21 protein-coding genes are annotated in these 21,054 nt (G+C 62.5%); 10 read left to right on the forward strand and 11 right to left on the reverse strand.

Translation table 11 applies throughout. The features are described from left to right. Nucleotides 1-9: 9 nt before the first annotated feature. Nucleotides 10-432, reverse strand: coding sequence for a hypothetical protein (locus HY26_RS13260; RefSeq protein WP_034766732.1), 423 nt, complete (start codon nucleotides 430-432; stop codon nucleotides 10-12). Between the two features lie 105 nt (nucleotides 433-537). On the opposite strand from HY26_RS13260, the gene HY26_RS13265 reads away from it, so the two are divergent. From HY26_RS13265 to HY26_RS13275, 3 genes are all read left to right on the forward strand, one after another. Then, nucleotides 538-1,338, forward strand: coding sequence for a helix-turn-helix domain-containing protein (locus tag HY26_RS13265; protein ID WP_051600035.1), 801 nt, complete (start codon nucleotides 538-540; stop codon nucleotides 1,336-1,338). A gap of 95 nt (nucleotides 1,339-1,433) precedes the next feature. Further along, nucleotides 1,434-2,534, forward strand: a complete 1,101-nt coding sequence (locus HY26_RS13270; protein WP_034766734.1) for a Zn-dependent alcohol dehydrogenase — start codon at nucleotides 1,434-1,436, stop codon at nucleotides 2,532-2,534. A 111-nt stretch (nucleotides 2,535-2,645) separates the two neighbouring features. After that, the gene (locus tag HY26_RS13275; protein ID WP_034766735.1) at nucleotides 2,646-4,397 is read left to right on the forward strand and encodes an alpha/beta hydrolase; all 1,752 of its coding nucleotides are present in this window, start codon (nucleotides 2,646-2,648) and stop codon (nucleotides 4,395-4,397) included. Between the two features lie 19 nt (nucleotides 4,398-4,416). Here HY26_RS13275 and HY26_RS13280 read toward each other — a convergent pair whose 3' ends face one another. The 6 genes from HY26_RS13280 to argB all read right to left on the reverse strand — a co-directional run bounded on the left by HY26_RS13280 (nucleotide 4,417) and on the right by argB (nucleotide 9,054). Beyond that, complete coding sequence (locus HY26_RS13280; RefSeq protein WP_146740231.1) at nucleotides 4,417-4,725, reverse strand: hypothetical protein; 309 nt, start codon at nucleotides 4,723-4,725, stop codon at nucleotides 4,417-4,419. Nucleotides 4,726-4,967: 242 nt separating this feature from the next. Further along, a complete protein-coding gene (locus tag HY26_RS13285) occupies nucleotides 4,968-5,465 on the reverse strand; it encodes an SRPBCC family protein (RefSeq protein WP_034766737.1) in 498 nt (165 codons plus the stop codon). Nucleotides 5,466-5,549: 84 nt separating this feature from the next. Beyond that, nucleotides 5,550-6,377: a 2,3,4,5-tetrahydropyridine-2,6-dicarboxylate N-succinyltransferase gene (gene dapD / locus HY26_RS13290; protein WP_034766738.1), complete on the reverse strand. Its 828-nt coding sequence runs from the start codon at nucleotides 6,375-6,377 to the stop codon at nucleotides 5,550-5,552. Nucleotides 6,378-6,400: 23 nt separating this feature from the next. Beyond that, nucleotides 6,401-7,147: a pyrimidine 5'-nucleotidase gene (locus HY26_RS13295; RefSeq protein WP_034766739.1), complete on the reverse strand. Its 747-nt coding sequence runs from the start codon at nucleotides 7,145-7,147 to the stop codon at nucleotides 6,401-6,403. Further along, nucleotides 7,137-8,183 carry a DUF1036 domain-containing protein gene (locus tag HY26_RS13300; RefSeq protein WP_034766740.1) on the reverse strand — a complete coding sequence of 349 codons (1,047 nt, stop codon included), beginning with the start codon at nucleotides 8,181-8,183 and terminating at the stop codon, nucleotides 7,137-7,139. Before HY26_RS13300 ends, HY26_RS13295 begins: the two co-directional genes overlap by 11 nt. Further along, entirely contained in the window at nucleotides 8,158-9,054 is an 897-nt protein-coding gene (gene argB, locus HY26_RS13305; protein ID WP_034766741.1) for an acetylglutamate kinase, read from the reverse strand. Before argB ends, HY26_RS13300 begins: the two co-directional genes overlap by 26 nt. 163 nt (nucleotides 9,055-9,217) lie before the next feature. Between argB and HY26_RS13310 the strand changes: the two genes are divergently transcribed. Further along, a complete protein-coding gene (locus tag HY26_RS13310) occupies nucleotides 9,218-11,380 on the forward strand; it encodes an acylase (protein WP_112073793.1) in 2,163 nt (720 codons plus the stop codon). Here HY26_RS13310 and yihA read toward each other — a convergent pair. From yihA to rpmH, 4 genes are read right to left on the reverse strand one after another with little or no spacing between them, the layout of a single operon-like run. Next, complete coding sequence (gene yihA / locus HY26_RS13315; protein ID WP_034766743.1) at nucleotides 11,377-12,033, reverse strand: ribosome biogenesis GTP-binding protein YihA/YsxC; 657 nt, start codon at nucleotides 12,031-12,033, stop codon at nucleotides 11,377-11,379. The two genes, HY26_RS13310 and yihA, sit on opposite strands and share 4 nt — an antisense overlap. Nucleotides 12,034-12,037: 4 nt before the next feature. Continuing rightward, the gene (gene yidC / locus HY26_RS13320; RefSeq protein WP_034766744.1) at nucleotides 12,038-13,858 is read right to left on the reverse strand and encodes a membrane protein insertase YidC; all 1,821 of its coding nucleotides are present in this window, start codon (nucleotides 13,856-13,858) and stop codon (nucleotides 12,038-12,040) included. A gap of 50 nt (nucleotides 13,859-13,908) precedes the next feature. Further along, the gene (rnpA, locus tag HY26_RS13325) at nucleotides 13,909-14,283 is read right to left on the reverse strand and encodes a ribonuclease P protein component (RefSeq protein WP_112073790.1); all 375 of its coding nucleotides are present in this window, start codon (nucleotides 14,281-14,283) and stop codon (nucleotides 13,909-13,911) included. A 30-nt stretch (nucleotides 14,284-14,313) separates the two neighbouring features. Beyond that, complete coding sequence (rpmH, locus tag HY26_RS13330) at nucleotides 14,314-14,448, reverse strand: 50S ribosomal protein L34 (protein WP_034766749.1); 135 nt, start codon at nucleotides 14,446-14,448, stop codon at nucleotides 14,314-14,316. 219 nt (nucleotides 14,449-14,667) lie between these two features. Here rpmH and HY26_RS13335 point away from each other — a divergent pair, with 219 nt between their 5' ends. The 6 genes from HY26_RS13335 (at nucleotide 14,668) to HY26_RS13360 (ending at nucleotide 21,052) form a co-directional block, all read left to right on the forward strand. Further along, nucleotides 14,668-15,846, forward strand: coding sequence for a serine hydrolase (locus HY26_RS13335; protein WP_112073791.1), 1,179 nt, complete (start codon nucleotides 14,668-14,670; stop codon nucleotides 15,844-15,846). 118 nt (nucleotides 15,847-15,964) lie between these two features. Next, on the forward strand, nucleotides 15,965-16,786 hold the full coding sequence (locus HY26_RS13340) for a DUF547 domain-containing protein (RefSeq protein WP_233348771.1): 822 nt from the start codon (nucleotides 15,965-15,967) through the stop codon (nucleotides 16,784-16,786). Then, the gene (locus HY26_RS13345) at nucleotides 16,783-17,529 is read left to right on the forward strand and encodes a TVP38/TMEM64 family protein (protein ID WP_034766751.1); all 747 of its coding nucleotides are present in this window, start codon (nucleotides 16,783-16,785) and stop codon (nucleotides 17,527-17,529) included. The genes HY26_RS13340 and HY26_RS13345 overlap by 4 nt, the downstream gene beginning before the upstream one ends. Further along, nucleotides 17,526-18,962: an NAD(P)/FAD-dependent oxidoreductase gene (locus HY26_RS13350; RefSeq protein ID WP_034766753.1), complete on the forward strand. Its 1,437-nt coding sequence runs from the start codon at nucleotides 17,526-17,528 to the stop codon at nucleotides 18,960-18,962. The genes HY26_RS13345 and HY26_RS13350 overlap by 4 nt, the downstream gene beginning before the upstream one ends. A 15-nt stretch (nucleotides 18,963-18,977) precedes the next feature. Next, complete coding sequence (locus HY26_RS13355; RefSeq protein ID WP_081813121.1) at nucleotides 18,978-20,408, forward strand: HAMP domain-containing sensor histidine kinase; 1,431 nt, start codon at nucleotides 18,978-18,980, stop codon at nucleotides 20,406-20,408. Further along, a complete protein-coding gene (locus tag HY26_RS13360; RefSeq protein WP_034766755.1) occupies nucleotides 20,405-21,052 on the forward strand; it encodes a pseudouridine synthase in 648 nt (215 codons plus the stop codon). The genes HY26_RS13355 and HY26_RS13360 overlap by 4 nt, the downstream gene beginning before the upstream one ends. Nucleotides 21,053-21,054 lie beyond the last annotated feature (2 nt).

The raw sequence follows: 21,054 nt of genomic DNA on the forward strand, positions 1-21,054 counted from the left end.
TCGCTGGCGTCAGGACGCACGCAGCGCGCCTGACGCCAGGAGGGGGATGAAATAGGCAATCGCGAACGCCGTGTTCGACACAGCGTTCAGCCCAAAACCCGTCGCGATCGATATGATGCCGTCGATCACGTACCAGATGATCAGGGCCAGCGTCAGGGCACGCCAGCCTTTGGCCCCTGCGGCGGAAATGACGGGCAGCAGGAAGGCGATCGTCAGCCCCCAGCCCATCGTGACCACGCCCATCAGGCCCACGCTGAAACGCATGGCCCGGTCCGACAGAATGGCGCCGCCATCCGGCAGGCTGCCGAAAAGCGTGAGCAACGTGTGGGCAGGCTTATACACGCCCGGAAAGGCCCCCGCCGCAAGCAATCCCCCGAAGGCAACCACGCCCCAGGCCCAAATCGTCATCCACGTCTTCCAAATCCCGGTCATCTGACTCTCCTGCTGGTTTGATGCGGCTACCTTGCCGCGAGGCGTAAGCGCCGCAATTACGTGCGAGGTAATGGACATGCGCACACAAGGCTGCGACGGTGGCGCATGCCCCAGACTGACACCCGGTCCGAAGCGCAAGTTCTGGCGGGACGTCCGGCCTTCGCCGACGCCTTGCGGCATCACCGCACGGCCCGCCGGTTCAGCCAGCTGGACCTGTCTCTGGAATGCGGCATCTCGGCCCGTCACCTGTCCTTCCTCGAAACCGGCCGGGCGAAGCCCAGCCGCGAAATGGTCATGCAGCTCGCAGACGGGCTGATGCTGCCACTGGGGACGCGCAACGCATTGCTTCAGGCCGCTGGCTTCACCGCTGCCTTCCCGGCGTCGGAGCTCGATTCCGATGCCCTGAAGCCGTTCCGCGACATGCTCGCAGACATGATCACCCGCCACGCGCCGAACCCGGCCATGGTCTGTGACCGGCACTGGAACATCCTCGATGCCAATCCGGTCGCCGGAACGCTGCTCTCGGCCCTCGGAGAAGGCATCCAGCCGCTCAACGCTGTCCGCATCCTGACCGACAATCCGGACGCGCCCGGCCTTGTTGCGAACCTGCCCGACGTTCTGGCCGAAATGAGCGGCCGCATCCGGCTTGAAGCGATGGAAGCCCCGAGCGATGAGATCCTGATGGGCCATCTCGCCGTGCTGGAAGCCGCCTGCGCGCGCCATCCGGTCAAAGCGGCCGGGCCGCGCAGCCCGGTGGTTCCCCTCATTCTCAACACGCCGGGCGGCCAGCTCAGCTTCCTGTCGACGATTGCCCATTTCGGCACGAGCGAGGACGTCACGATCCGGGACCTGCGCCTCGAACTCCTGTTCCCGGCAGACGATGCGACGCGTCAGGCACTCGCGTAATTCGGCTGATCCGCCCTCACCCAGCGGCAACTCTGGTCAAATCCCGGTTTCGGCGCGATGCTGAGAAAAAACAGAACACAACCGGAGGAAATGCCATGAAAGCTGCCGTGATGCGGGAGCCCAACAAGCCGCTGTCGATTGAAGAGGTCACGATCGACAAACCCGGTCCGCGCGAAGTTCTCGTCCGGCTGAAAGCCGTCGGGGTCTGCCATTCAGACGTGCATTTCTGGGATGGGAACTTCCCGACCGAAGTGCCGGTGATCCTCGGCCATGAAAGCGCCGGCGTTGTGGAGGCGGTCGGCTCCATGGTCTCGGCGGTGAAGCCGGGTGACCATGTCATCTCCATCCTCTCACCCTTCTGTGGCACGTGCGAATACTGCCTCTCCGGGCACATGTCGATCTGCCACACGATCAACAGGGAACAGTTCCAGCGCCAGATGACGGAAGCCCCGCGCCTGTCGATCAAGGGCGAGAAGGTCGGCCAGTTCCTGAACCTCTCCTCCTTTGCCGAACAGATCCTGGTGCACGAGAACACGCTCTGCGCCATCGACAAGGACATGCCGCTGGACCGCGCCTGCCTGATCGGTTGCGGCGTGATCACGGGCGTCGGCTCGGTCTTCCATGCGGCGCAGGTGGAGCCCGGCTCGACCGTCGCCGTGGTCGGCTGCGGTGGCGTCGGCCTGTCCGCCATCAATGGTGCCGCGATTGCCGGAGCCAGCCGGATCATCGCCGTCGACCTGTCGGACGAGAAGCTTCAGATGGCCGTGCGTTTCGGCGCCACCGATGTGGTCAATCCGTCCAAGGTCAATGCGGTCGAGACGATCAAGGAACTGACCAAGGGCGGCGTGCATTATTCCTTCGAATGTGTCGGCCTGAAGCAGACCGCCGAACAGGCCTATCACATGCTGCGCCCGCGCGGCGTCGCCACGGTGATCGGCATGATCACACCGGGCGTGAACATCGAAGTGCCGGGCATCGAACTTCTGGTCACGGAGAAACGCCTGCAGGGCGCTGTCATGGGCTCCAACCGGTTCCGCATCGACTTCCCGCGCTTCGTGGAACTCTACCGGCAAGGCAAGCTGCACCTCGACGATCTCGTCTCCGACCGGATCGGTCTCGACGGCATCACGGGCGCCTTGCAGAACCTGAAGGACAACAAGGGCACCGTCGCCCGTCAGGTCGTTGTGTTTGACTGACCCGGACGCCGGGTCTCGTCGGCTTGCCGCAACGAGACTGCCTGAATATGCTGGCAAACGCTGGTGCGGCCCATGCGGGACGCACCAGCCATTCCTGTGTATTGACTGGTAGTGAGTTCCGACATCGTGAAACCGCCCTCCTCAGATACAGCGGCAGAAGCACCTTATATCGAATTGCTCGGCGTCGCTTATCAGGTCCCGTTGGACAACACGGCCTTTGAAAGTTTCCTGGACACAGCGCACGATTTTTTTGCCGTGAACCTGAAGACCGGCGAGATCAGCCCGTCTGTCCTGCAGAATGAGGCCGCACAATCGGAACTTGATACGCACACGGATCGGTTGCTGGAAATCTTCGACATGGCCGTCGCGCTGGAAAAGTCGCAATCAGTCAGTCAGGATCCGTATCACGCCGTCCTGCAGATCAGGCCTGGCAGCCTGCAGGTCAGCGGCAATGATGCTGCAGGCGTGTTACTGAAATGCGACCTGCCTGTGCCGCTGGAAGAGCTGCCACTGGATCCAGACACGCGGGGGCTGATCCACAAGACGCTGAACCGGGCAGAAGAACAGGACAGGATTTTCCTGGGCAATATCGGCGAAGATGCCGAAAGCACATGTCTTGGCCTGATCCACCGCCCGGCAGACCCGGACGCGGCCCTTCGCATCTCCCTGTCCTTCGTCCATTGGTCCGAGACATTGCTGGACAGGCTGGGCACGGCGCTCGGCCTGACAGAGTCTGAAACTCAGGTGCTCGCCGGCTACCTCTCCAACAAGGCCCCGAAACAGATCGCCGATGAGCGCGGACGTTCGACCGAAACCATCAAGGCTCAGTCAAAGAGCATCCTGCGGAAGACCGGCTGCGCCCGCATTGCCGACCTGGTGCAGCTGTCTGCTGGCATTGCCTTCATGCTCCATCAGATACCCGGGGCGTCCGGTGATGACCTGCTGACGAGCTGGACCACGCCGCGTGAACACATGCATACGCTGCAACGCGCAGGGCGAACGGTTGCCTTTTACCGGCACGGAACAGGCAAGCGTACGCTCGTCTTCCTCCACGCCCTGATCCAGGGGCCGTTCTTCCAGACTGAATTCCTGGAGCATCTTGCAGCGCGGGACGTCACGCTACTGGCTCCTTCCCGCCCAAGCTATGGCTATACCAGCCCGCCGGAGACCGAGGCGGCATTCGAGGAAACAAGCCTTCAGGATGCACTGGCTGTGATCGATCAGCATACGAGCGGAGAAGTGCATGTCATCGCGCAGCAACTTGGTACCAGCCATGGAGCACGGCTCGTCAATGCGCTTGGCCCGCGCGCCGCATCATTTATCCTGGTGAATGGTGGTATCCCCCTCTCGAAGGAACACTATTCCGGCATGGACAGGCGCGTCCGGCTGGCAGCCATGTCTGCACGGCATGCCCCATCGGTCCTGAAACTTAGCAATGCGCTGGGCCTGCGCAGTTTCAGGCGACGCGGCGCCAAGCATTTCCTGATCGACCGCTACAGCCAATCAGAGGCAGACATGCGGGCCCTGGCCCGGCCCGGTGCCTTGGAAGCGCACGCACTGGGAATATTTCACGCCTGCGAACAAGGCGGTTCGCCCTTTTATCTCGACGAATTATCCAAACACTCAGATTGGGGGCCGCATCTCAATGAGGTGCGCTGCCCGCAATATTGGCTGCAGCCAGAGAAATGCCGTATCGTCCGGCCTGACGATGTACGCGCAGTCACCGAACGCCTGCATGATGCACGCTTCACGATCGAGCCGGATGCCGGTTCGATCATCCTCCATGAGCGGCCCGGCCGGGTCGCAGAATTCATTTCGGAGGCAGTGGACGACGCACTATCGCAGAGAGAGTCGAGCCGATAGTGCGTCCCCCCCACCCAGCTCAGCAGCCCTTGCCTGCAGAGATTCCTGTCAGAGCCGTCCGGCGCAGCTCGGCCCGTCTGGCATTTTCTGCCTGTCGTTCAGCCTGCGCCTCGGCCTGTTGTTTTGCGAGGCCACCGGCAGCATTGGCGGCAAAACCCAGCCCGGGCATGCGGCCAAGCGCACCACTATAGAGCGCAGCATTGACCGCCGCACCGGTGGTGGCGCCCGCAGCAGCGCCTGATGCCTCCGCATTTGCCGATGCCTGTTCCGCCTCGACGATCAGCAGGTTCATATTGTCGATTTCGGCAGAGATCTGTTCACAGCTCATGTCACCGTCTCCGGGCTGATTCGCCACCAGCAAAGGGGCAAGTTCCGCCGTATCTCCGGACGCGCCGGCAGTCGTGCTGCAGGCGGCAAGGACCATTGCCAAAGCTGGGACTAGGATCAGGTGTTTCATAGGAGCGGCTCCATCGCTGTCATTGATGGAGCCATAGACGCCGGAAACACCGGCACCTTCATCACCCTGAAGGGTTAAATCTGGAAATTTCCGCCTGTATCAGGCCCGCAACATCAATTGAGCCCGAACCGGCCGGGATTGTCGTGGATCAGGGCTTCCAGCTTTGGCAGACCTTCGGCGATGCCCTTGGCCAGCTGCTTCGAAACAATGCCGCCAAGGAAAAGCGGCGCGCTCGCCTTGCCGGCCCAGCGCAGCTCACAGCCATCCGGTGTTTCGACCACGTGATAGTCTTCAACACCCGCGGAGATCGGCAGGGTCGACTTGTCGAAATAGAAGGCCATCCGCTTGCCCTCTTCCCAGATGAAGAAGACCTCGTCGATGACCATGTCGCCGATCTCGACCGTCCGCGTCGTGCCGACGGCATAGGGTTCCGGACTGGTCCAGGTCACCTTTGTGATCGCAAGCCATTCCGTCCACGCTTTCGCATCCAGCAGCGCCGCCCAGACGGCAGAGGCCGGAAATGGAAAGGCGTGCGTGACTTTAAGCTTCTCTCCCACGGTGGCGAGATACTCTTCGCCCACCGCCTTGTGCTGCTTCAGCTTCTTGGCCATGCGTGATTCTCCGCTTACCAGCGGATCAGACCGCGTTTCACCGGGCAGTGGAACCCGTGACGCCGCGGAACAGAAGCAGGCTGCCTAGTCCCGCAGCAGCTCGTTCACGCCGGTCTTGGAACGCGTCTGGGCGTCGACCGTCTTCACGATGACGGCGCAGGCGAGACTCGGACCGCCTTTCGGATCCGGCAGCGTGCCCGGTACGACGACCGAGTAAGGAGGGATCTTGCCATAGCTGATCTCGCCGGTCGCGCGGTTCACGATCTTGGTGGACTGGGTGATGAACACGCCCATGGCGATCACCGACCCCTCCCCCACGATCACGCCTTCGACGACTTCAGAACGCGCGCCGATGAAGCAATTGTCCTCGATAATGGTCGGGTTCGCCTGCAGCGGCTCAAGCACGCCGCCGATGCCCGTGCCCGCCGAGATGTGGCAGTTCGCACCGACCTGCGCACACGAGCCGACAGAGGCCCAGGTGTCGATCATCGTGCCTTCACCGACATAGGCGCCAATGTTCACATAAGACGGCATCAGCACGGCGTTCGGCGCAACGAAGGCGCCCCGGCGCACGGCGCAGGGCGGCACGGCTCGGAAGCCGGCTTCCTTGAATTCAGTCTCGCCCCAGCCTTCGAACTTGGAAGGCACCTTGTCCCACCAATTGCCGCCGCCCGGTACGCCGCCGATCATGCCATTGGCATTCAGGCGGAAGGACAGCAGTACGGCTTTCTTCAGCCACTGGTGCACAACCCATTCGCCGTCGGCGCCCTTCTCGGCGACGCGGGCCTCACCCTTGTCGATCAGGTCGATGGCGGCATCCACGACGTCACGCACTTCGCCTTTCGTTTCAGTCGAGAGCGTGTCGCGCGCCTCCCAGGCAGAATCGATTACGCGGGCAAGGGCTTCGGTCATGGGTTTTCCCCCAGTTCTGGTTCTTATTTCAGCGTGTCCCGCGCCGCTTCGAGGAAGGCCGCGAGGTCGCCGGTGACATAGTCGATGTGATCCGGCCCGTCATCCTTCAAAATGTCCTCAAGCGTCGCAGGGCGCGCTTCAATGGGCTCGTGGCTCCAGTCCTTTTCGGAATGCACCAGCACCGTCGTGAAGCCCATATCCTTTGCTGGAAGCAGGTTCCGGGCGAGGTCCTCGAAGAAGATGGACTGTTTCGGATCGACGCCGTGCAGGCCGCAGAACCGATCGTAGGAATCCTGCCGGGGCTTCGGCGTATAGGCCGCATCCTCAATGCCGAAGCTGTCATGGAACAGATGCGAGAGCCCCATCTTCTCGGTCACGCGCTCGGCATGACGGCGCGAGCCATTCGTGTAGACGAACTTGCGGCCCGGCAGTGCCTCGATCGCCGAGCGTAAATCCGGCAGATCCGGCAGCGGTGACAGGTCAATGTCGTGCACATAGTGCAGGAAATCGGCCGGCTCGATCTGGTTCACATGCATCAGGCCCGACAGGGTCGTGCCATAGGTCTTGTAATAGTCCTTCTGGACCTTGCGGGCTTCCTGGGGCGGCAGGGCCAGCACGCGGGAGACAAAAGCCGTCATGCGCGTGTCGATCTCGGCGAACAGGTCGCATTCGGCCGGGTACAGCGTGTTGTCGAGATCGAAGACCCAGTCGCTGACGTGGTCGAACTTCCCGAACGGGGCGATGTGGACGCCGGGGGCCTTAACGGTCATTGCCGCCTGCCTTGGCGAAGTCCCGCTCGAAGAATTCGAAGACCAGCTTGCGCTCGGTCGGAGGAGGCGTGGCCGCGAACAGAGCCGTGCGATAGGCCGAGGCCTCGCACTGGTCGCGCCCGGCGATGGCGAATTTCGCGTGGCCGACACAAAATGCATCCGATGCCTTGGACAGCGTGCGGATTTTCGAGCCGTCTTCCATTTCGCCATAGACGTAATATTCGGTGCCCCGCAGCGGCCGGTCGATCACACGGGCACAGCCGCCAGCCTCAAGCAGCCACCAGCCCCGGCTCTCCCAGCCTTCGGCCCCGCGCCGCGCGATGGAGCTCCAGATCCGCTTCTTGGTGCGATTACAGAGCGTGAAGCCGACATTACGGCCCCGCTCCTTCGCAACCTGTTCGAGGAAGTCGATCAGATCGTCGTCCGATGTGTCGGCCGGCAGCTTGTTCTGCTTGAGGAATTCGCCGATCGCGATACGGGTCCGTCGGCCGATGTTGCCATCGATGGCGCCGCTGGCGATGCCAGCCTCTTCCAGCAGACGCTGCAGCCCGGCTGCGCGGGCCTTGTCGAGGCTGTAATTCTCGATCTCGGTCAGGTCCGTCGTCCAGCGGACCTTGCTGGACACTTCCACCGCGCGGAACCCGCGGGCTTCCAGCCCCATGGGTGCGCATTCGGGCGGGTTTTCCAGCGTGAAGCTCCCCGTCGGGTCGACGCACAGCTCTGTACGGCCGCCCCACTCACGCGCACCGCCGCGATGGGCCAGCGAGGTCCGCGCATAGAGGAAATGGTATTTCGGCTCCAGCGGCGTCTCGACGGCAACCTTGCACTCGCCGGGGCGCAGCTTCAGCCAGCCTTCGACCGTGATGTCCTTTTCCTCAGGCACCCCGAAAGCGGCGTCGATGATGTATGACGTCTTGTTGCAAAGCTTCCAGCCGTCTTTCGCGCCGGATTCCTGCGCGGCAGCGGCAAGGCCAGGGAAACACACGGCAACCGCAAGGGCTGCCAGGACGTTACGAAATGAGCGTTCCAGCGCCATGTTCGGTAAACAGCTCCATGAGGAGGGCGTGCGGCGCACGTCCATCCAGAATAACCGCCGCCCCGACACCATGATTTACGGAATGCGCCGCGGTTTCAAGCTTCGGTATCATGCCACCAACAGCTGTACCGTCCTCGATCAGGCGCGGAATGTCGGCCACCTTGATGTCGCGCATCAAATTCTTGTCCTTGTCCAGCACGCCGGCAACATCTGTCAGGAGCAACAGGCGGCTGGCTCCCAGCGCCTCGGCGAGCGCGCCGGCGGCCGTGTCTGCATTGACATTGAAGCGGTGCCCGTCCGGGCCCATGGCGACAGGCGCCACTACCGGAATCAGCTGGGAATCGGCCTGCAGCAACGCTTCGATCACGCTGGTATCGACGCCTGTGGGCTCTCCCACAAAGCCGAGGTCAAGCACCTGCTCGATATGGCTGTCCGGATCGCGCTCGGTCTTCGTGGCCTTGGTCGCCTGCAGCAGCTGGCCATCGGAGCCCGAAAGGCCGACGGCGAGACCGCCTGCCTGGTTGATCGCCCGGACAATGGATTTGTTGATCGGGCCTGAGAGGACCATCTCGACCACTTCCATGGTCGCTTCGTCCGTCACGCGCAGGCCGCCCTTGAATTCCGAGACAATGCCCAGCCGGTCGAGCAGCTTGCCGATCTGCGGGCCGCCGCCATGCACGATCACCGGGTGGAGGCCGAGCGTTTTCAGCAGGACGACATCGCGCGCAAACATGGCGGACAGTCCTTCATCGACCATGGCGTGCCCGCCATATTTCACGACGACGATCTGCCCGACATAGCGCTGAATATAGGGCAGCGCCTCTGACAGGGTTTTCGCGGTGAACTGGGCGGCGGAGAAATCATCAGTCATGGCCGCCCCTTTAACGCGCTTTGTGCAATCACGAAACGGGTATTCGCCGCGGCAATCCGGGGCATCGGTTCCGCCATCCGATTCGCCAATACCGATAAGGCGCTTGCTGCACCTGAAAAGCCACCTAATGTTGCAAGTGTACGAGGTCGAGGGTGTGCAGCTGATGATACGATTTCTGTCCGGTCTCGGGGGGCTCGCCTTGGTCGTTCTTGCAGGTGCCGGGGTCTTCCTGTGGGATCCTCTGCCTGCGAACCCTTCCCCAGCTGTTCTGGCGGCCACCTCCGAAGGCTATGATGCGGAAATCCTGCGCGACGAATATGGCGTGCCCCACATCCGCGGCGAACGGGACCGGGATGCCTCCTTCGGTCTTGCCTACGCCCATGCCGAGGATGATTTCGAGACCATCCAGGAGGTCGTCGCCGTAACGCGTGGACGCCTGTCCCGCTATCGGGGAAAGGACGCCGCGCCCGCCGATTATCTCGTCTCCCTGCTGGGCGTGTGGGAGACCATAGACGCCCGGTATGAGCGCGACGTGCCAGAAGACGTGAAGGCGGTGGCCGAGGCCTACGCTGCTGGACTGAACCTCTATGCGTCGGAGCACCCGGACGAGACCTGGGCCGGACTTGCCCCGTTCACCCCGCAGGACATCATTGCCGGCTTCCTGTTCAAGACACCCTTCTTTTATGGCCTGGACGAAACGCTGACCGGCCTGTTCTCCGGCGATTACTCACAAGCCATCGCCCTTGATCCGCAGGGTGAGAGGAAAGCCTTCCTCATGGCGCCCAAAACCCTGTCCGAACGCGGATCGAACGCCTTTGCGGTGGCACCTTCCCGAAGTGGAGACGGGGTGACGCGCCTGATCATCAACTCCCACCAGCCGCTGACCGGCCCGGTCGCCTGGTATGAAGCGCACATGGTCTCCGACGAAGGCCTCGACATTACCGGCGGCATTTTCCCCGGCACACCGGTCATCCTGCATGGCTTCAACCATGATATCGGCTGGGCCAACACGGTCAGCGCACAGGATCTGTCGGACACCTACGTCCTGACCCGCAATCCGGAAAATGAGGACCAGTATCTGCTTGATGGCGCATGGCAGGATTTTGAAACATCCACTGCCACCCTTCATGTGAAGCTGTGGGGGCCGTTTGCCCTGAAGGTGAAACGCCCCGTCCTCCGCTCCGCCCACGGACCGGTGATTGAAGCACCGACCGGCACCTATGCCATCCGCTATGCCGGCATGGGAGAGATCCGTCAGCTGGAACAGTATTACCGGCTGAACAGGTCGGCCGGGCTGGACAGTTTCCTCGACGCCATGTCGATCAACGCCCTGCCCTCGATCAATTATGTCTTTGCCGACAAGGCCGGGAATGTCGGCTTCATCCATAATGGACAGTATCCCGCGCGGGAAGATGCCTGGGATTGGGACGGTGACCTGCCGGGTGACCGGTCGGACCTGATCTGGCAAGGCTATCGCGACTGGGCCCACGTGCCGAAACTGATCAATCCCGCTTCCGGCTTTGTCTTCAACGCCAACAACACGCCTTACAGCGCGACGGACGGACCGGACAATCTGAGGCCGGAAGACTTCCCACAAAGCATGGGCCTCCAGACCAACCAGACCAATCGGGCGCTCCGCATCATGGAACTTACGGACGGCACGATCACGATGGACCGGGCCCGCCTGCTCTCCATCAAGTTTGATACCGCCTATGCCGAAGGGTCGGAGGCCCGGCAGGTGATCGATGCCGTGCTCACGCGTGACTGGAACGACGAGCCTGAGCTGGCCCAAGCGGCGGCGTTCCTGGCAGAGTGGGACTTTGGCATGGACATGCACTCCCGCCACGCAGCGCTTGGCGGGCTGACAACCCTGCGCGAGATTACGGCGCGCTTCACCCATGAACCCGCACCCCCACCGGAAACAGCGTTCCGGGAAGCCGTCAGCTGGCTGATGGAACATCACGGCCGGATCGATCCGGAATGGAGCGAGGTAAACAAGCTCGCCCGCGGAGACCAGACCTGGCCGATCAGCGGCGGGCCGGATACGCTGCGCGCCGTCTATCCAGCCAAAATTCGTGATGATGGCGAACTGCACATGAATGCCGGTGACACATGGATTGCGCTGGTGGAGTGGGACAGCGACGGCAATCAGACCGCCCGGGTCATCCACCCCTTCGGCTCGTCCACGCTGGATCCGAATTCGACGCACTATGCCGACCAGTCCGAACTGTTTGCTTCGGAAAACTGGCGCAAGGCACATCTGGATTGGCTGGAAATCGCCGAAAATGCGACCCGGCGCTACCATCCCGGAAAGCAGGCGGACTAGATCAGGCCCGCAATCTCGGCGCGCAGTTCCGGGATGCCCCAGCCCTTCTCCGAAGACGTCATGCGCACAACCGGGTGAGCCGCGCCGCGCTTCTTGAGCTTTTCGGCGATCTTTGCGGCGAGCGTGTCGACTTCGCCCTTCGCGACCTTGTCCACCTTGGTCAGGACGATCTGATAGGTCACGGCGGACTTGTCCATCATGTCCATGACCTCTTCGTCCGTATCCATCAGGCCACGGCGGGCATCGACCAGCAGGAAGACCCGGCGAAGCGACGGGCGACCGCGCAGGTAGGACTTGGTGAGACGCGTCCACGCCTCGGTCTGTGAGCGGGACACTTTGGCATACCCGAAGCCCGGCAAGTCCACGAGGTAGAGCTGGCCTTCGCCAATATCGAAATAATTCAGTTCGCGTGTCCGGCCTGGTTCTGCCGAGGAGCGCGCAAGTTTCGCCCGGTTTGTCAGCGCGTTGATCAGGCTGGATTTGCCGACATTGGAGCGGCCCGCAAAGCAGACTTCCGGCCGGTCGGCGGCTGGCAGCTGCTTCAGGTTCACGACGCCCATGACGAAGGTGGCCTCACCTGCAAACAGGAGGCGGCCCGCTTCCAGGGCGTCGTCGCTGGGGCCCTGCCCTGCCGGGGAAATGTCTTCTGTCATCGGATCAGCTGGCGGGTTCCTTGCCACCCGTGAACAGCTTCTTCACGAACTTGCCGATCTCGGTATCCACACCGTTCCGGCGCATGATGAAGTATTGCTGGATGAAGGACAGCGTGTTCGACCAGATATAGTACATGACCAGGCCGGCCGGGAATCCTCCGAACACGAACAGGAAGATCAGCGGCATGAACTGGATCATGCGGCGCTGCATCGGATCCGGCGGCGGCGGAGACAGGGTCTGCAGGGCCGCCATGGTGGCCCCATAGAGGATCGGCAGGATACCGACGCCGATCACCATGCCGATGAACGGGATGGCCTTCAGGTCAGCCGCGGACCACCACGGGATGAGGCCGAACAGATTGCCGATCGCCGTCGGGTCTGGCGCCGAGAGGTCCTTCAGGAACATGAAGGAGGCGTGGCGCATTTCGATCGTGGCATAGAGCGTCTTGAACAGCGCGAAGAAGATCGGGATCGTCACAAGGATCGGGAGACAGCCGCCGAGCGGGTTTGCGCCTTCTTCCTTGTAGAGCTTCATGATCTCCTGTTGCTGGCGCTGTGGATCCGCCTTGAACCGTTCGCGGATTTCCTGCGTCGGCTCCTGCAGCTTCTTCATCTTCGCCATCGACTTGTAGCTCTGGTTATAGAGCGGCACGAGCGGCAGCTTGACGAGCACCGTAAAGGCAAGAATGGCCCAGCCGAATGAGCCAACAATGCCGGACAGCCATTCGAGCGCATAGAAGAAAGGCTTGGTAAGGAAGAACAGCATGCCCCAGTCGATGGCATCTTCGAAATTCGGAATGCCAAGGTTCTTTTCGTAATCCTTCAGCACTTCGTAGCGCTTGGCGCCTGCAAAGATGCGGTTTTCCATCGTCGCGCTGGCGCCAGGCGCAAGATCAAGCGAAGCGGACTCTGTGCGCAGCTCCAGATCCTTGCCGGTCGCAAGCTTCCGCTTGTCGACGAGGCCGGCAAAGAACATGTCCTGCTGCGGGATGAGCGCGCCCAGCCAGTATTTGTCGGACAGGCCCCACCAGCCGCCATCCGACGACGGGAAAGTGCCGTCCGCGGACTCTCCCTTGATGTCTTTCATCTTGTAGAGGCCATTGAACTTCTTCAGGCGCAGCGAGCCGTCGGTATGGCCCATCAGGCCCATATGCGCGGCCGTGGAAACCGAGGAACCGGGGTCCGTCGCTTCAAGGAAGCCTTTGAAATCGCCAAATCGTTCAATCGATCCGATCGCGCGGAAGCTGCGCGCCGTATCGGACGTGTTGGTCACCTTGTCGGTGAAGGTGAACATGTAGTTCTCGTCCAGCGAGACAGTCCGCTCAATCGTGACGCCATCGCCTTCCAGCTTCAGCACAATTGGCGAGGTCGGGGTCAGCTTGTCGCCGGAGACCACGGTCCATGGGGAATTGCGCCCGGCAACCAGCGTGCCGCCGGAAGCCCAGTAATATGTCGCGAAGTAGCCGTACTCACTGTTCTCAGGGCGGAACAGGCGCACTTCCTGCTTCTTCTCCACCGTAAGATAATAGTCGTGCAGGCTGACATCATCGATGCGCGCGCCGGCAAGACGGATGGAACCATCCACGCCCTGGCCTTCGAACCCGATGCGCGGATTGTCGGCGAGCGCCTCTTCCACTGGTTTCAGCTGGTCGACCGCCACAACACCGGTGTCGGTCGTCTTGGCCTGGGTTTCCGCTTCGATTGCGGCCTGCTGTGCCTCATACTTCTTCTGAGCGGGCTCAACGAAGAATTTCTGATAGCCCAGCACGAGCGCAATCATCAGCACCATTGCGAGCAGAAAATTGCGCTGGTCTTCTTTTTCCATCTCGGGGGTCCCGGAATCTTAAAGCAGGAGCGCCCGGATGGGCGGCGGGTTTAATCAGCGGCGAGGCTTATCAGTGCGCTTTCCATATCGTCAAGCAAACGCGGCCAGCCAATATCAGCGGTATCCTGACGCGCAATGAACACATAGTCCCAGCCCGGCTGCCCGAGGCGCGGCAATAGCTGGCGTGCGGCTTCGCGCAGGCGCCGCTTGGCCCGGTTGCGGATGACAGCATTGCCGATCTTTTTCGTGGCCGTGAACCCGGCCCCGGCATGGTGGCCCGGCTGTTCCCCTGCCCGCTTGCGGGCCTGCACCACGAGGGACCTGCGCCGCTCGGCCCGGCCGCCGCGGACGAAAATGAATTGAGGCCGCACGCGCAGGCGTACGACCTCAATCAAAGCTTTGTCGGTATCTGCCGTCACGGCCATCCCCTTCGGAGAGGCGGACTGGCGCCGGTCTTAAGCGGACAGGGACTTGCGGCCCTTCGCGCGGCGGCGTGCCAGCACCTTGCGGCCATTCTTGGTGGCCATGCGCTCGCGGAAGCCGTGCGTACGCTTGCGGCGGAGGTTGCTCGGCTGGAAAGTGCGTTTCATCGGTCTGCTCTGGAAGCTAAGTGTCTCGGAAAGAGGGGCCAATACAGGCCCGGCAGCGCCGGGTCAAGTCATGCAATCAGCATCAAAAGCGGTCATGCCAGCCCGCCGCCTGCCGGAAGAACCTACAGTTTTCACCCGGTTGCATCCATTGATCTTTACACGCGCCGGGAGTCTTGGTGTGAGTGAGCCTGGGCGGGCCGCTGAAGATGAGATGAGAATATGCGTTTCCTGCGCACGCTGGCGATCTGTCTTGCTGCAACGCTTCCGCTTCCCGCCGCCCTCGCACAGTCGATCGACTACAAGCGTCTGGATGAGCGGATCGGCCGTCTGGCGGCCAATGAAGAAATCGTCGGCCTTGCCGTTGCCGTGATCGACAAGGGCGAAATCAGTTTCGCGAATGGCTATGGCGTGACCGAGCGCGGCGGATCGCCCGTGACCCAGGAAACCGTGTTCCGGTGGGCGTCATTGTCCAAAGGCGTCGCGGCAACGGAAGTGGCGATCCTCGCCGACAGGCACCAGCTGAACCTGACCGACACGGTCTCGAAGTTCAAAACCTCCCTCCGGCTGCCTGGAGGGGCGGAAAATCGCGCGACGCTGGAAGATGTGCTGTCCCACCGGCTGGGCATCGTGCCAAACGCCTATGACACACGTCTGGAAGATGGCTGGGATGCCGCAAGAATCCGCCGAAGCCTCGCCAATTTGAAGCCGCTCTGCCCGGTTGGCGATTGCCATACCTATCAGAACGTTGCCTACGACACGGTTTCCGAAATTGTCGAAGACGTGACCCACGCGCCCTATGCGGATGCCGTCCGGCATTCGGTCTTTGAACCGCTCGGCATGGTGACCGCCAGCATCGGGCGGGTCGGGCTTCAGACCTCCCCCTCCTGGGCCCGCCCCCACACCAAGCGGTCCCGCGTGCCGGGCCCGCCGCAGGAAAAAATTGTCAATGACGACTATTACAATGTTCCGGCCGCCGGCGGTGTGAACGGATCCATCATGGACCTCGCCCGCTACGCCCGCGCGCAGATGGGGCTGGCCCCCGACGTGCTCAGCGAAGCGGCGCTGGACATGCTGCAGACTCCACGCGTCTATACGAGCGGCGAGCAGCGGCGCATGTCCAGCCGGTACCGGGGCACCGTGCGCGACGCCCGCTACGGTCTTGGCTGGCGGATCTACAAATATGGAGAGAATGGCGACCGCGTCATCGGCCACCGCGGCGCCGTCGAGGGCTACCGCTCCTACATCCTGTTCGATCCGGAACGCGACACGGGCGTCGTTATCCTCTGGAACTCCAGTTCCCGGCTTCCGAATGGCATCGGGTTCGAGGTCATGGACATGGTCTACAATCTGCAGCCGCAGGACTGGATGGAGATCGATACGCCCGCCACAGGCGGCTGACCGCCTGACATTCCAATCACGGGTCTTTGATCGCTGAAGATCAAGGCGTGACGGGCATATCCCGGCCAGCTGCGCTATGTCATGGCCTCATTTTGCCCATTCTGGAGCCAACCGCCCCATGCCCGGAGCCGCCTGCCGCCTTGCCCTACCTGTGGCCCTCGCCCTGACACCACTCAGCGCACTGGCGCAGCCAGCCGTGCCGGTTTCCGGCATGGTACAGCAACAACCTGCTGAAAAACCGGTGCATGCCGCGTGGACCTGCCTGCTGAAGAAATACGTCCAGCCCGGCATCGATGGGGTGAACCGGGTCGATTATGCCGCCTTCAAGGCCAATGCCGAGGACCGCGCGGCGCTGGATACCTATATCGCGAAATTCGCGGAGATGGATCTTTCCGGGACCGACGCAGCCACCTTCGCGGCGTGGGCCAACCTCTATAATGCTGTCACCATGCGCTACATCCTGGAGAATTACCCCACAGGCTCGATCCGCGATGGCCACTTGTTTGGCGGGCCATGGAAGAAGATCAAAGTGGTGGCGGATGGCCAAACCGTCTCTCTCGACGAGATCGAGCACGCCATCCTGCGCCCGCGTTTCGGCAATCCGCTGGTGCACTATGCGATCAATTGCGCGGCGGTGTCCTGCCCGAATCTTCAGGTCAAAGCCTGGCAGGCCGAGACGCTGGACGAAGACCTCGCCGCTGCCGCCCGGGCCTACATCAACGACCCCCGCGGCGTGACCGTAACGCCCCGTGGCCTCAGGGTGTCTTCCATCTATGACTGGTTCGAAGCCGATTTCGGCGGATCGAAACAGGCCGTCATCGACCATCTTCTGGCCTATGCCGATTCCGGTCTGGCCGAAAAAATCCACTCCAATCCGCGCATTCGTGCGTATGAGTACAATTGGTCCCTCAACGACACCAAGAAGGCCGAGACCGAATGACCGAGACAAATCACAAACCTGCTGCCCCACTCTGGCAGCGCCTCTGGCCGGTTTATGTGATCGCCGGCGGCCTCCTGGCCGGCTGGCGCCTTGGCCTGTTCGACTATCTGTCGCTGCAGACCCTGCGCGAACAGCATGAAGCCCTGCGCAGCTTTGTGGAGGGTAACCTCCTCATCGCGGTGGCGGCCTATGTCCTGATCTACGCGCTCTCCACGCTTTTCATGGTGCCGGGCGCCCTCTGGATCACCATTGCGGGCGGCTTCCTGTTCGGGCTGGCAGGCGGATCGGTCACGACCGTCGTGGGTGCCACTCTGGGCGCAAGCCTCCTGTTCCTTGCGGCTCGCACTGCCTTTGGCGGCATGCTGCGCGAACGGGCAGGTCCGTTCCTGCGAAAGATGGAGTCAGGCTTCCGTGAAAACCCGCGCTCCTACATGTTCGCCCTGCGCTTCCTGCCTATCGTGCCCTTCCCGGTGGCCAATATCGCCCCGGCCCTGCTGGGTGCACGCTATCCCGACTATGCCCTGACCACCGCTCTCGGCATCATCCCCGGCGTGGTCGCTTATACCTGGATCGGCGCTGGCCTCGGCGCGACATTCGAAGCCGGAGAGAATCCTGACATTGCCGCCGTTGCCGGAAACCTTGTTCCCGCCTTCGCCGCGCTCGCAGTCGTGTCTCTCATGCCGGTTGTCTGGAAGAAATTTTTTGGCCGCAAGATCCCCGAAATCGAAAGCCCGCCCGCATGAGTGACTCCGTCAAAACCCTGAAAGCCGACCTTTGCATCATCGGGGCCGGGTCGGGCGGCCTGTCAGCTGCCGCCGGCGCCGCCATGCTGGGCCTGAAAGTCGTGCTGTACGAGAAGCACGAAATGGGCGGGGACTGCCTGAACTATGGCTGCGTACCGTCCAAGGCCCTGCTCAGCGCGGCAAAGGCCGCAGCCGGCGTGCGCGAGGCCAAAAAGTACGGAATCCGGACTCAGGATCCAAAAACGGACTGGGACGCCGTCAAAGCACATGTTTCCGGCGCGATCGCCACGATTGCCCCGGTCGACAGCCAGGAACGCTTCGAAGGCCTGGGCGTCACCGTCATCCGGGAAGCCGCCCGGTTTGCTGACAAGAAGACAATTGTCTCGGACACATCTTGCACCCAGGCCCGGCGCATCATCATCGCCACAGGCTCGCGCGCCTTCATCCCACCCATCGAGGGGCTGAAGGATGTGCCTTTCCTGACCAATGAAACCATCTTCACCCTGCCGGAGCTTCCGGAACACCTCGTCATCCTCGGTGGCGGGCCAATTGGCGTAGAAATGGCGCAGGCGTTTACCCGACTTGGATCGAAGGTCACCGTGATCGAGATGGGGCGCGCCATGCCGCGCGCAGACGCCGATCACGCGGCCATCGCCATCAAGACCCTGCGCGAAGAGGGCGTTACGGTCCTCGAGCAGCATAAAGCCCAGCGCGTCATGCAGGAGAATGGCCATATCCGCGTGCACACGGACAATGGCACAGCGACGCCCGTGATCGATTGCAGCCATCTACTGGTCGCCACGGGCCGCCGCGCGGTTCTGGACGGGCTGGACCTTGAAAAAGGCGGCGTTGAGTACAGCCAGAAAGGCATCACCGTCGGCGACACACTGCGCTCGCACTCCAATCCGCGCGTCTGGGCGCTTGGCGATGCGGCCGGCATGGAACAATTCACCCATATTGCCGGATGGCATGCCTCGGTCTTTACCCGGCGGGCCTTTTTCAAACAGGGCACCAGGGCCTCCAGCCTGCCCGTGCCCGCCGTCACCTATACCAGCCCGGAAGTCGCGCAACTCGGCCTCACAGAGGCTGAAGCACGCACGAAATTTGGCGGCAAGGTCACCACCTCCGCCTTTCCCTTCCATGAAAACGACCGGGCGATCGCCGAAGGCAAGACGCTCGGCGAGTGCAAACTGGTGCTGCACAAGGGGAAACTGGTTGGAGCGTCCATTGTCGGCGAAGGCGCGGGCGACATTCTCCAGCTTGTCTCCGTCGCCATGTCGAACGGACTGAAACTCACCGCGCTGACCAATTTCATCTCGCCCTATCCGACACGCGCAGAGGTCGTGAAACGCGCGGCTTCCGCCCACTTCACGCCCGTCGTGTTCAGCAAGAACGCGCGGCGTCTCGTCGGCTTGCTCCAACGCATCCCGTAGGCTACTTCAGCGCGTGTGAACGGTAACGCACGCGCACCTCTTCCGGCCCCTGTCCGCCAGCCTGCGTCCGCACGCTGGTACCATGGGCTATCGTTCCGGCTTTTCGGCTTCACCCTCGCCGCGATCCTGTTTGTCGAAGGCCTGATCTTCATCCCCAGCGCCTCCGGATTCCGGAATGCATGGCTGGCCGAACGGCTTCAGGCCGCGCGGATTGCCGCTCTCGCCCTCGACGCCTCACCGTCCCGCATGGTGTCGGAAGAACTCGCCCAGCAATTGCTGGAAAATGCCGAGGTCCTTTCCGTGGCCGAAGTCGAAGATGACATGCATATTCAGCTGCTCGATTCCGGCATGGATATCGAGGGCAGTTTTTACCAGCTCGACCTGCGCGAGACGACCGCTGTCAGCCGGGTGATGCAGGTGATGGGTGCCTTCGCTGCCTCGAAAGACCGAATCCTGGTGATCACGGCCGTCGGCTCGACCCCTGAACGCGTCATCGAAGTTGTTGTGCCGCAGGCCCCGCTCCGGGAAGACCTTTACGCCTATGGCCAGCGCATCCTCGGCCTGTCTTTCCTGATCGCCCTGATCGCGGCGACCGTGATCTATGTGCTCCTGCACTTTCTGGTCGTGCGCCCGATGGCGCGGGTCACGGCCAGTGTCGAACAGTTCCGGATGGACCCCGGCGGCTGGTCCCGGCGGCTGCAGCCAACTTCCCGGCGGGACGAGATCGGCCGTGCGCAGAATGCCCTGTCCGACATGGAAGAGGCCGTGGCCGATGCCTTCCGCCAGCGCGCTCACCTCGCCGAACTCGGCACAGCCGTTGCCAAGATCAATCACGATTTGCGCAACTCGCTCGCCTCGGCGCAGCTTGTCTCGGACACGCTGGCCCGATCGGAGGACCCGCGCGTGCAGAAGGCTGCCCCACGTCTCGAACGCGCCCTCACCCGGGCAATCAATCTCGCCTCCGAAACGCTGGACTATGGCAAGGCCGCGCCCCAGCCGCCGGACATCCAGCCTGTCTCCCTGCGCGGCTGTATCGAGGAGGCCGCGTCGGAAGCGCTCGCCGCCTGGCCGGAAGTCGAGTTTATCGACGACCTGCCAAGCGCCCGGATCATCAATGCGGACCCGGAACATTTGCACCGGTTGGCAGCGAACCTGATCCGCAACGCTGCCGAGGCCATGGTGGCTGCCGCCTCCCTGCCAAAGCGCATCACCGTGACGCTGACACGTGATGGGGTCGAGTTCATAGACACCGGTCCCGGCCTGCCGCCGAATGCGCGGGACAATCTGTTCAAGCCCTTCGCGGCTTCCTCCCGCAAGACCGGCACGGGCCTTGGCCTCGTCATCGCGCGGGAACTCGCGGTCGGCATGGGCGGGGATCTTGTGCTCGCCTCCACCGGGCCGGAGGGCACCGTCTTCCGCCTGGCCCTGCCGGACCTCGTCGTGTGACCCGCTACGCCCCGCCGCAGGAACCTGTCCGCTATGTGCATGTCGACGATCATCTGATCGTGATCGACAAGCCATCCGGCCTGCTTTCCGTACCCGGACGAGGACGGGAAAAAGCAGACTGCGCCGTCTCACGGGTCAAGGCGGAGTATCCGGACGCGCTGACTGTTCACCGCCTCGACATGGGCACCAGCGGCCTGCTCATCCTCGCCCAGTCAAAGGTGATGCAGGTTGCGCTGTCCGGCCTGTTCGAACGGGGCGGCGTGGAGAAGGAATACATCGCGGATGTCTGGGGCGCGCCTGATCCCACCCAAGGCGAGATCGACCTGCCCCTGATCACGGACTGGCCAAACCGCCCGCGCCAGAAAGTGGATCACGAGATCGGCAAGCCGAGCCGGACCCTGTACGAGACCATTGAGACCGGAACGACCCATAGCCGCATGCGCCTCACGCCACTCACCGGACGCTCACACCAGCTACGCGTGCACCTCGCGGAAATCGGGCATCCGATCCTCGGCGACGAACTTTATGCCCACGAAGCTGCTCTCGCCGCCGCGCCGCGTCTTTACCTGCATGCCAGCGCCATCGCGTTCGATCATCCGGGCACAGGCGAGCGCCTCAGGCTTTCCCTTCCCTGTCCGTTCTGAAG

Source organism: Hyphomonas sp. GM-8P (assembly GCF_003263315.1).
Taxonomy (GTDB): Bacteria; Pseudomonadota; Alphaproteobacteria; order Caulobacterales; family Hyphomonadaceae; genus Hyphomonas.

Bases quoted from the DNA above. Each gene is read 5' to 3' on its own strand.
- HY26_RS13300 (WP_034766740.1), bottom strand. From the start codon at position 8,183: ATGGCGCTGGAACGCTCATTTCGTAACGTCCTGGCAGCCCTTGCGGTT.
- HY26_RS13350 (WP_034766753.1), top strand. From the start codon at position 17,526: ATGAGTGACTCCGTCAAAACCCTGAAAGCCGACCTTTGCATCATCGGG.
- HY26_RS13285 (WP_034766737.1), bottom strand. From the start codon at position 5,465: ATGGCCAAGAAGCTGAAGCAGCACAAGGCGGTGGGCGAAGAGTATCTC.
- rnpA (WP_112073790.1), bottom strand. From the start codon at position 14,283: ATGGCCGTGACGGCAGATACCGACAAAGCTTTGATTGAGGTCGTACGC.
- HY26_RS13280 (WP_146740231.1), bottom strand. From the start codon at position 4,725: ATGAGCTGTGAACAGATCTCTGCCGAAATCGACAATATGAACCTGCTG.
- yihA (WP_034766743.1), bottom strand. From the start codon at position 12,033: ATGACAGAAGACATTTCCCCGGCAGGGCAGGGCCCCAGCGACGACGCC.
- yidC (WP_034766744.1), bottom strand. From the start codon at position 13,858: ATGGAAAAAGAAGACCAGCGCAATTTTCTGCTCGCAATGGTGCTGATG.
- HY26_RS13295 (WP_034766739.1), bottom strand. From the start codon at position 7,147: ATGACCGTTAAGGCCCCCGGCGTCCACATCGCCCCGTTCGGGAAGTTC.
- HY26_RS13345 (WP_034766751.1), top strand. From the start codon at position 16,783: ATGACCGAGACAAATCACAAACCTGCTGCCCCACTCTGGCAGCGCCTC.
- HY26_RS13260 (WP_034766732.1), bottom strand. From the start codon at position 432: ATGACCGGGATTTGGAAGACGTGGATGACGATTTGGGCCTGGGGCGTG.
- argB (WP_034766741.1), bottom strand. From the start codon at position 9,054: ATGACTGATGATTTCTCCGCCGCCCAGTTCACCGCGAAAACCCTGTCA.
- HY26_RS13270 (WP_034766734.1), top strand. From the start codon at position 1,434: ATGAAAGCTGCCGTGATGCGGGAGCCCAACAAGCCGCTGTCGATTGAA.
- rpmH (WP_034766749.1), bottom strand. From the start codon at position 14,448: ATGAAACGCACTTTCCAGCCGAGCAACCTCCGCCGCAAGCGTACGCAC.
- dapD (WP_034766738.1), bottom strand. From the start codon at position 6,377: ATGACCGAAGCCCTTGCCCGCGTAATCGATTCTGCCTGGGAGGCGCGC.
- HY26_RS13265 (WP_051600035.1), top strand. From the start codon at position 538: ATGCCCCAGACTGACACCCGGTCCGAAGCGCAAGTTCTGGCGGGACGT.
- HY26_RS13335 (WP_112073791.1), top strand. From the start codon at position 14,668: ATGCGTTTCCTGCGCACGCTGGCGATCTGTCTTGCTGCAACGCTTCCG.
- HY26_RS13310 (WP_112073793.1), top strand. From the start codon at position 9,218: ATGATACGATTTCTGTCCGGTCTCGGGGGGCTCGCCTTGGTCGTTCTT.
- HY26_RS13340 (WP_233348771.1), top strand. From the start codon at position 15,965: ATGCCCGGAGCCGCCTGCCGCCTTGCCCTACCTGTGGCCCTCGCCCTG.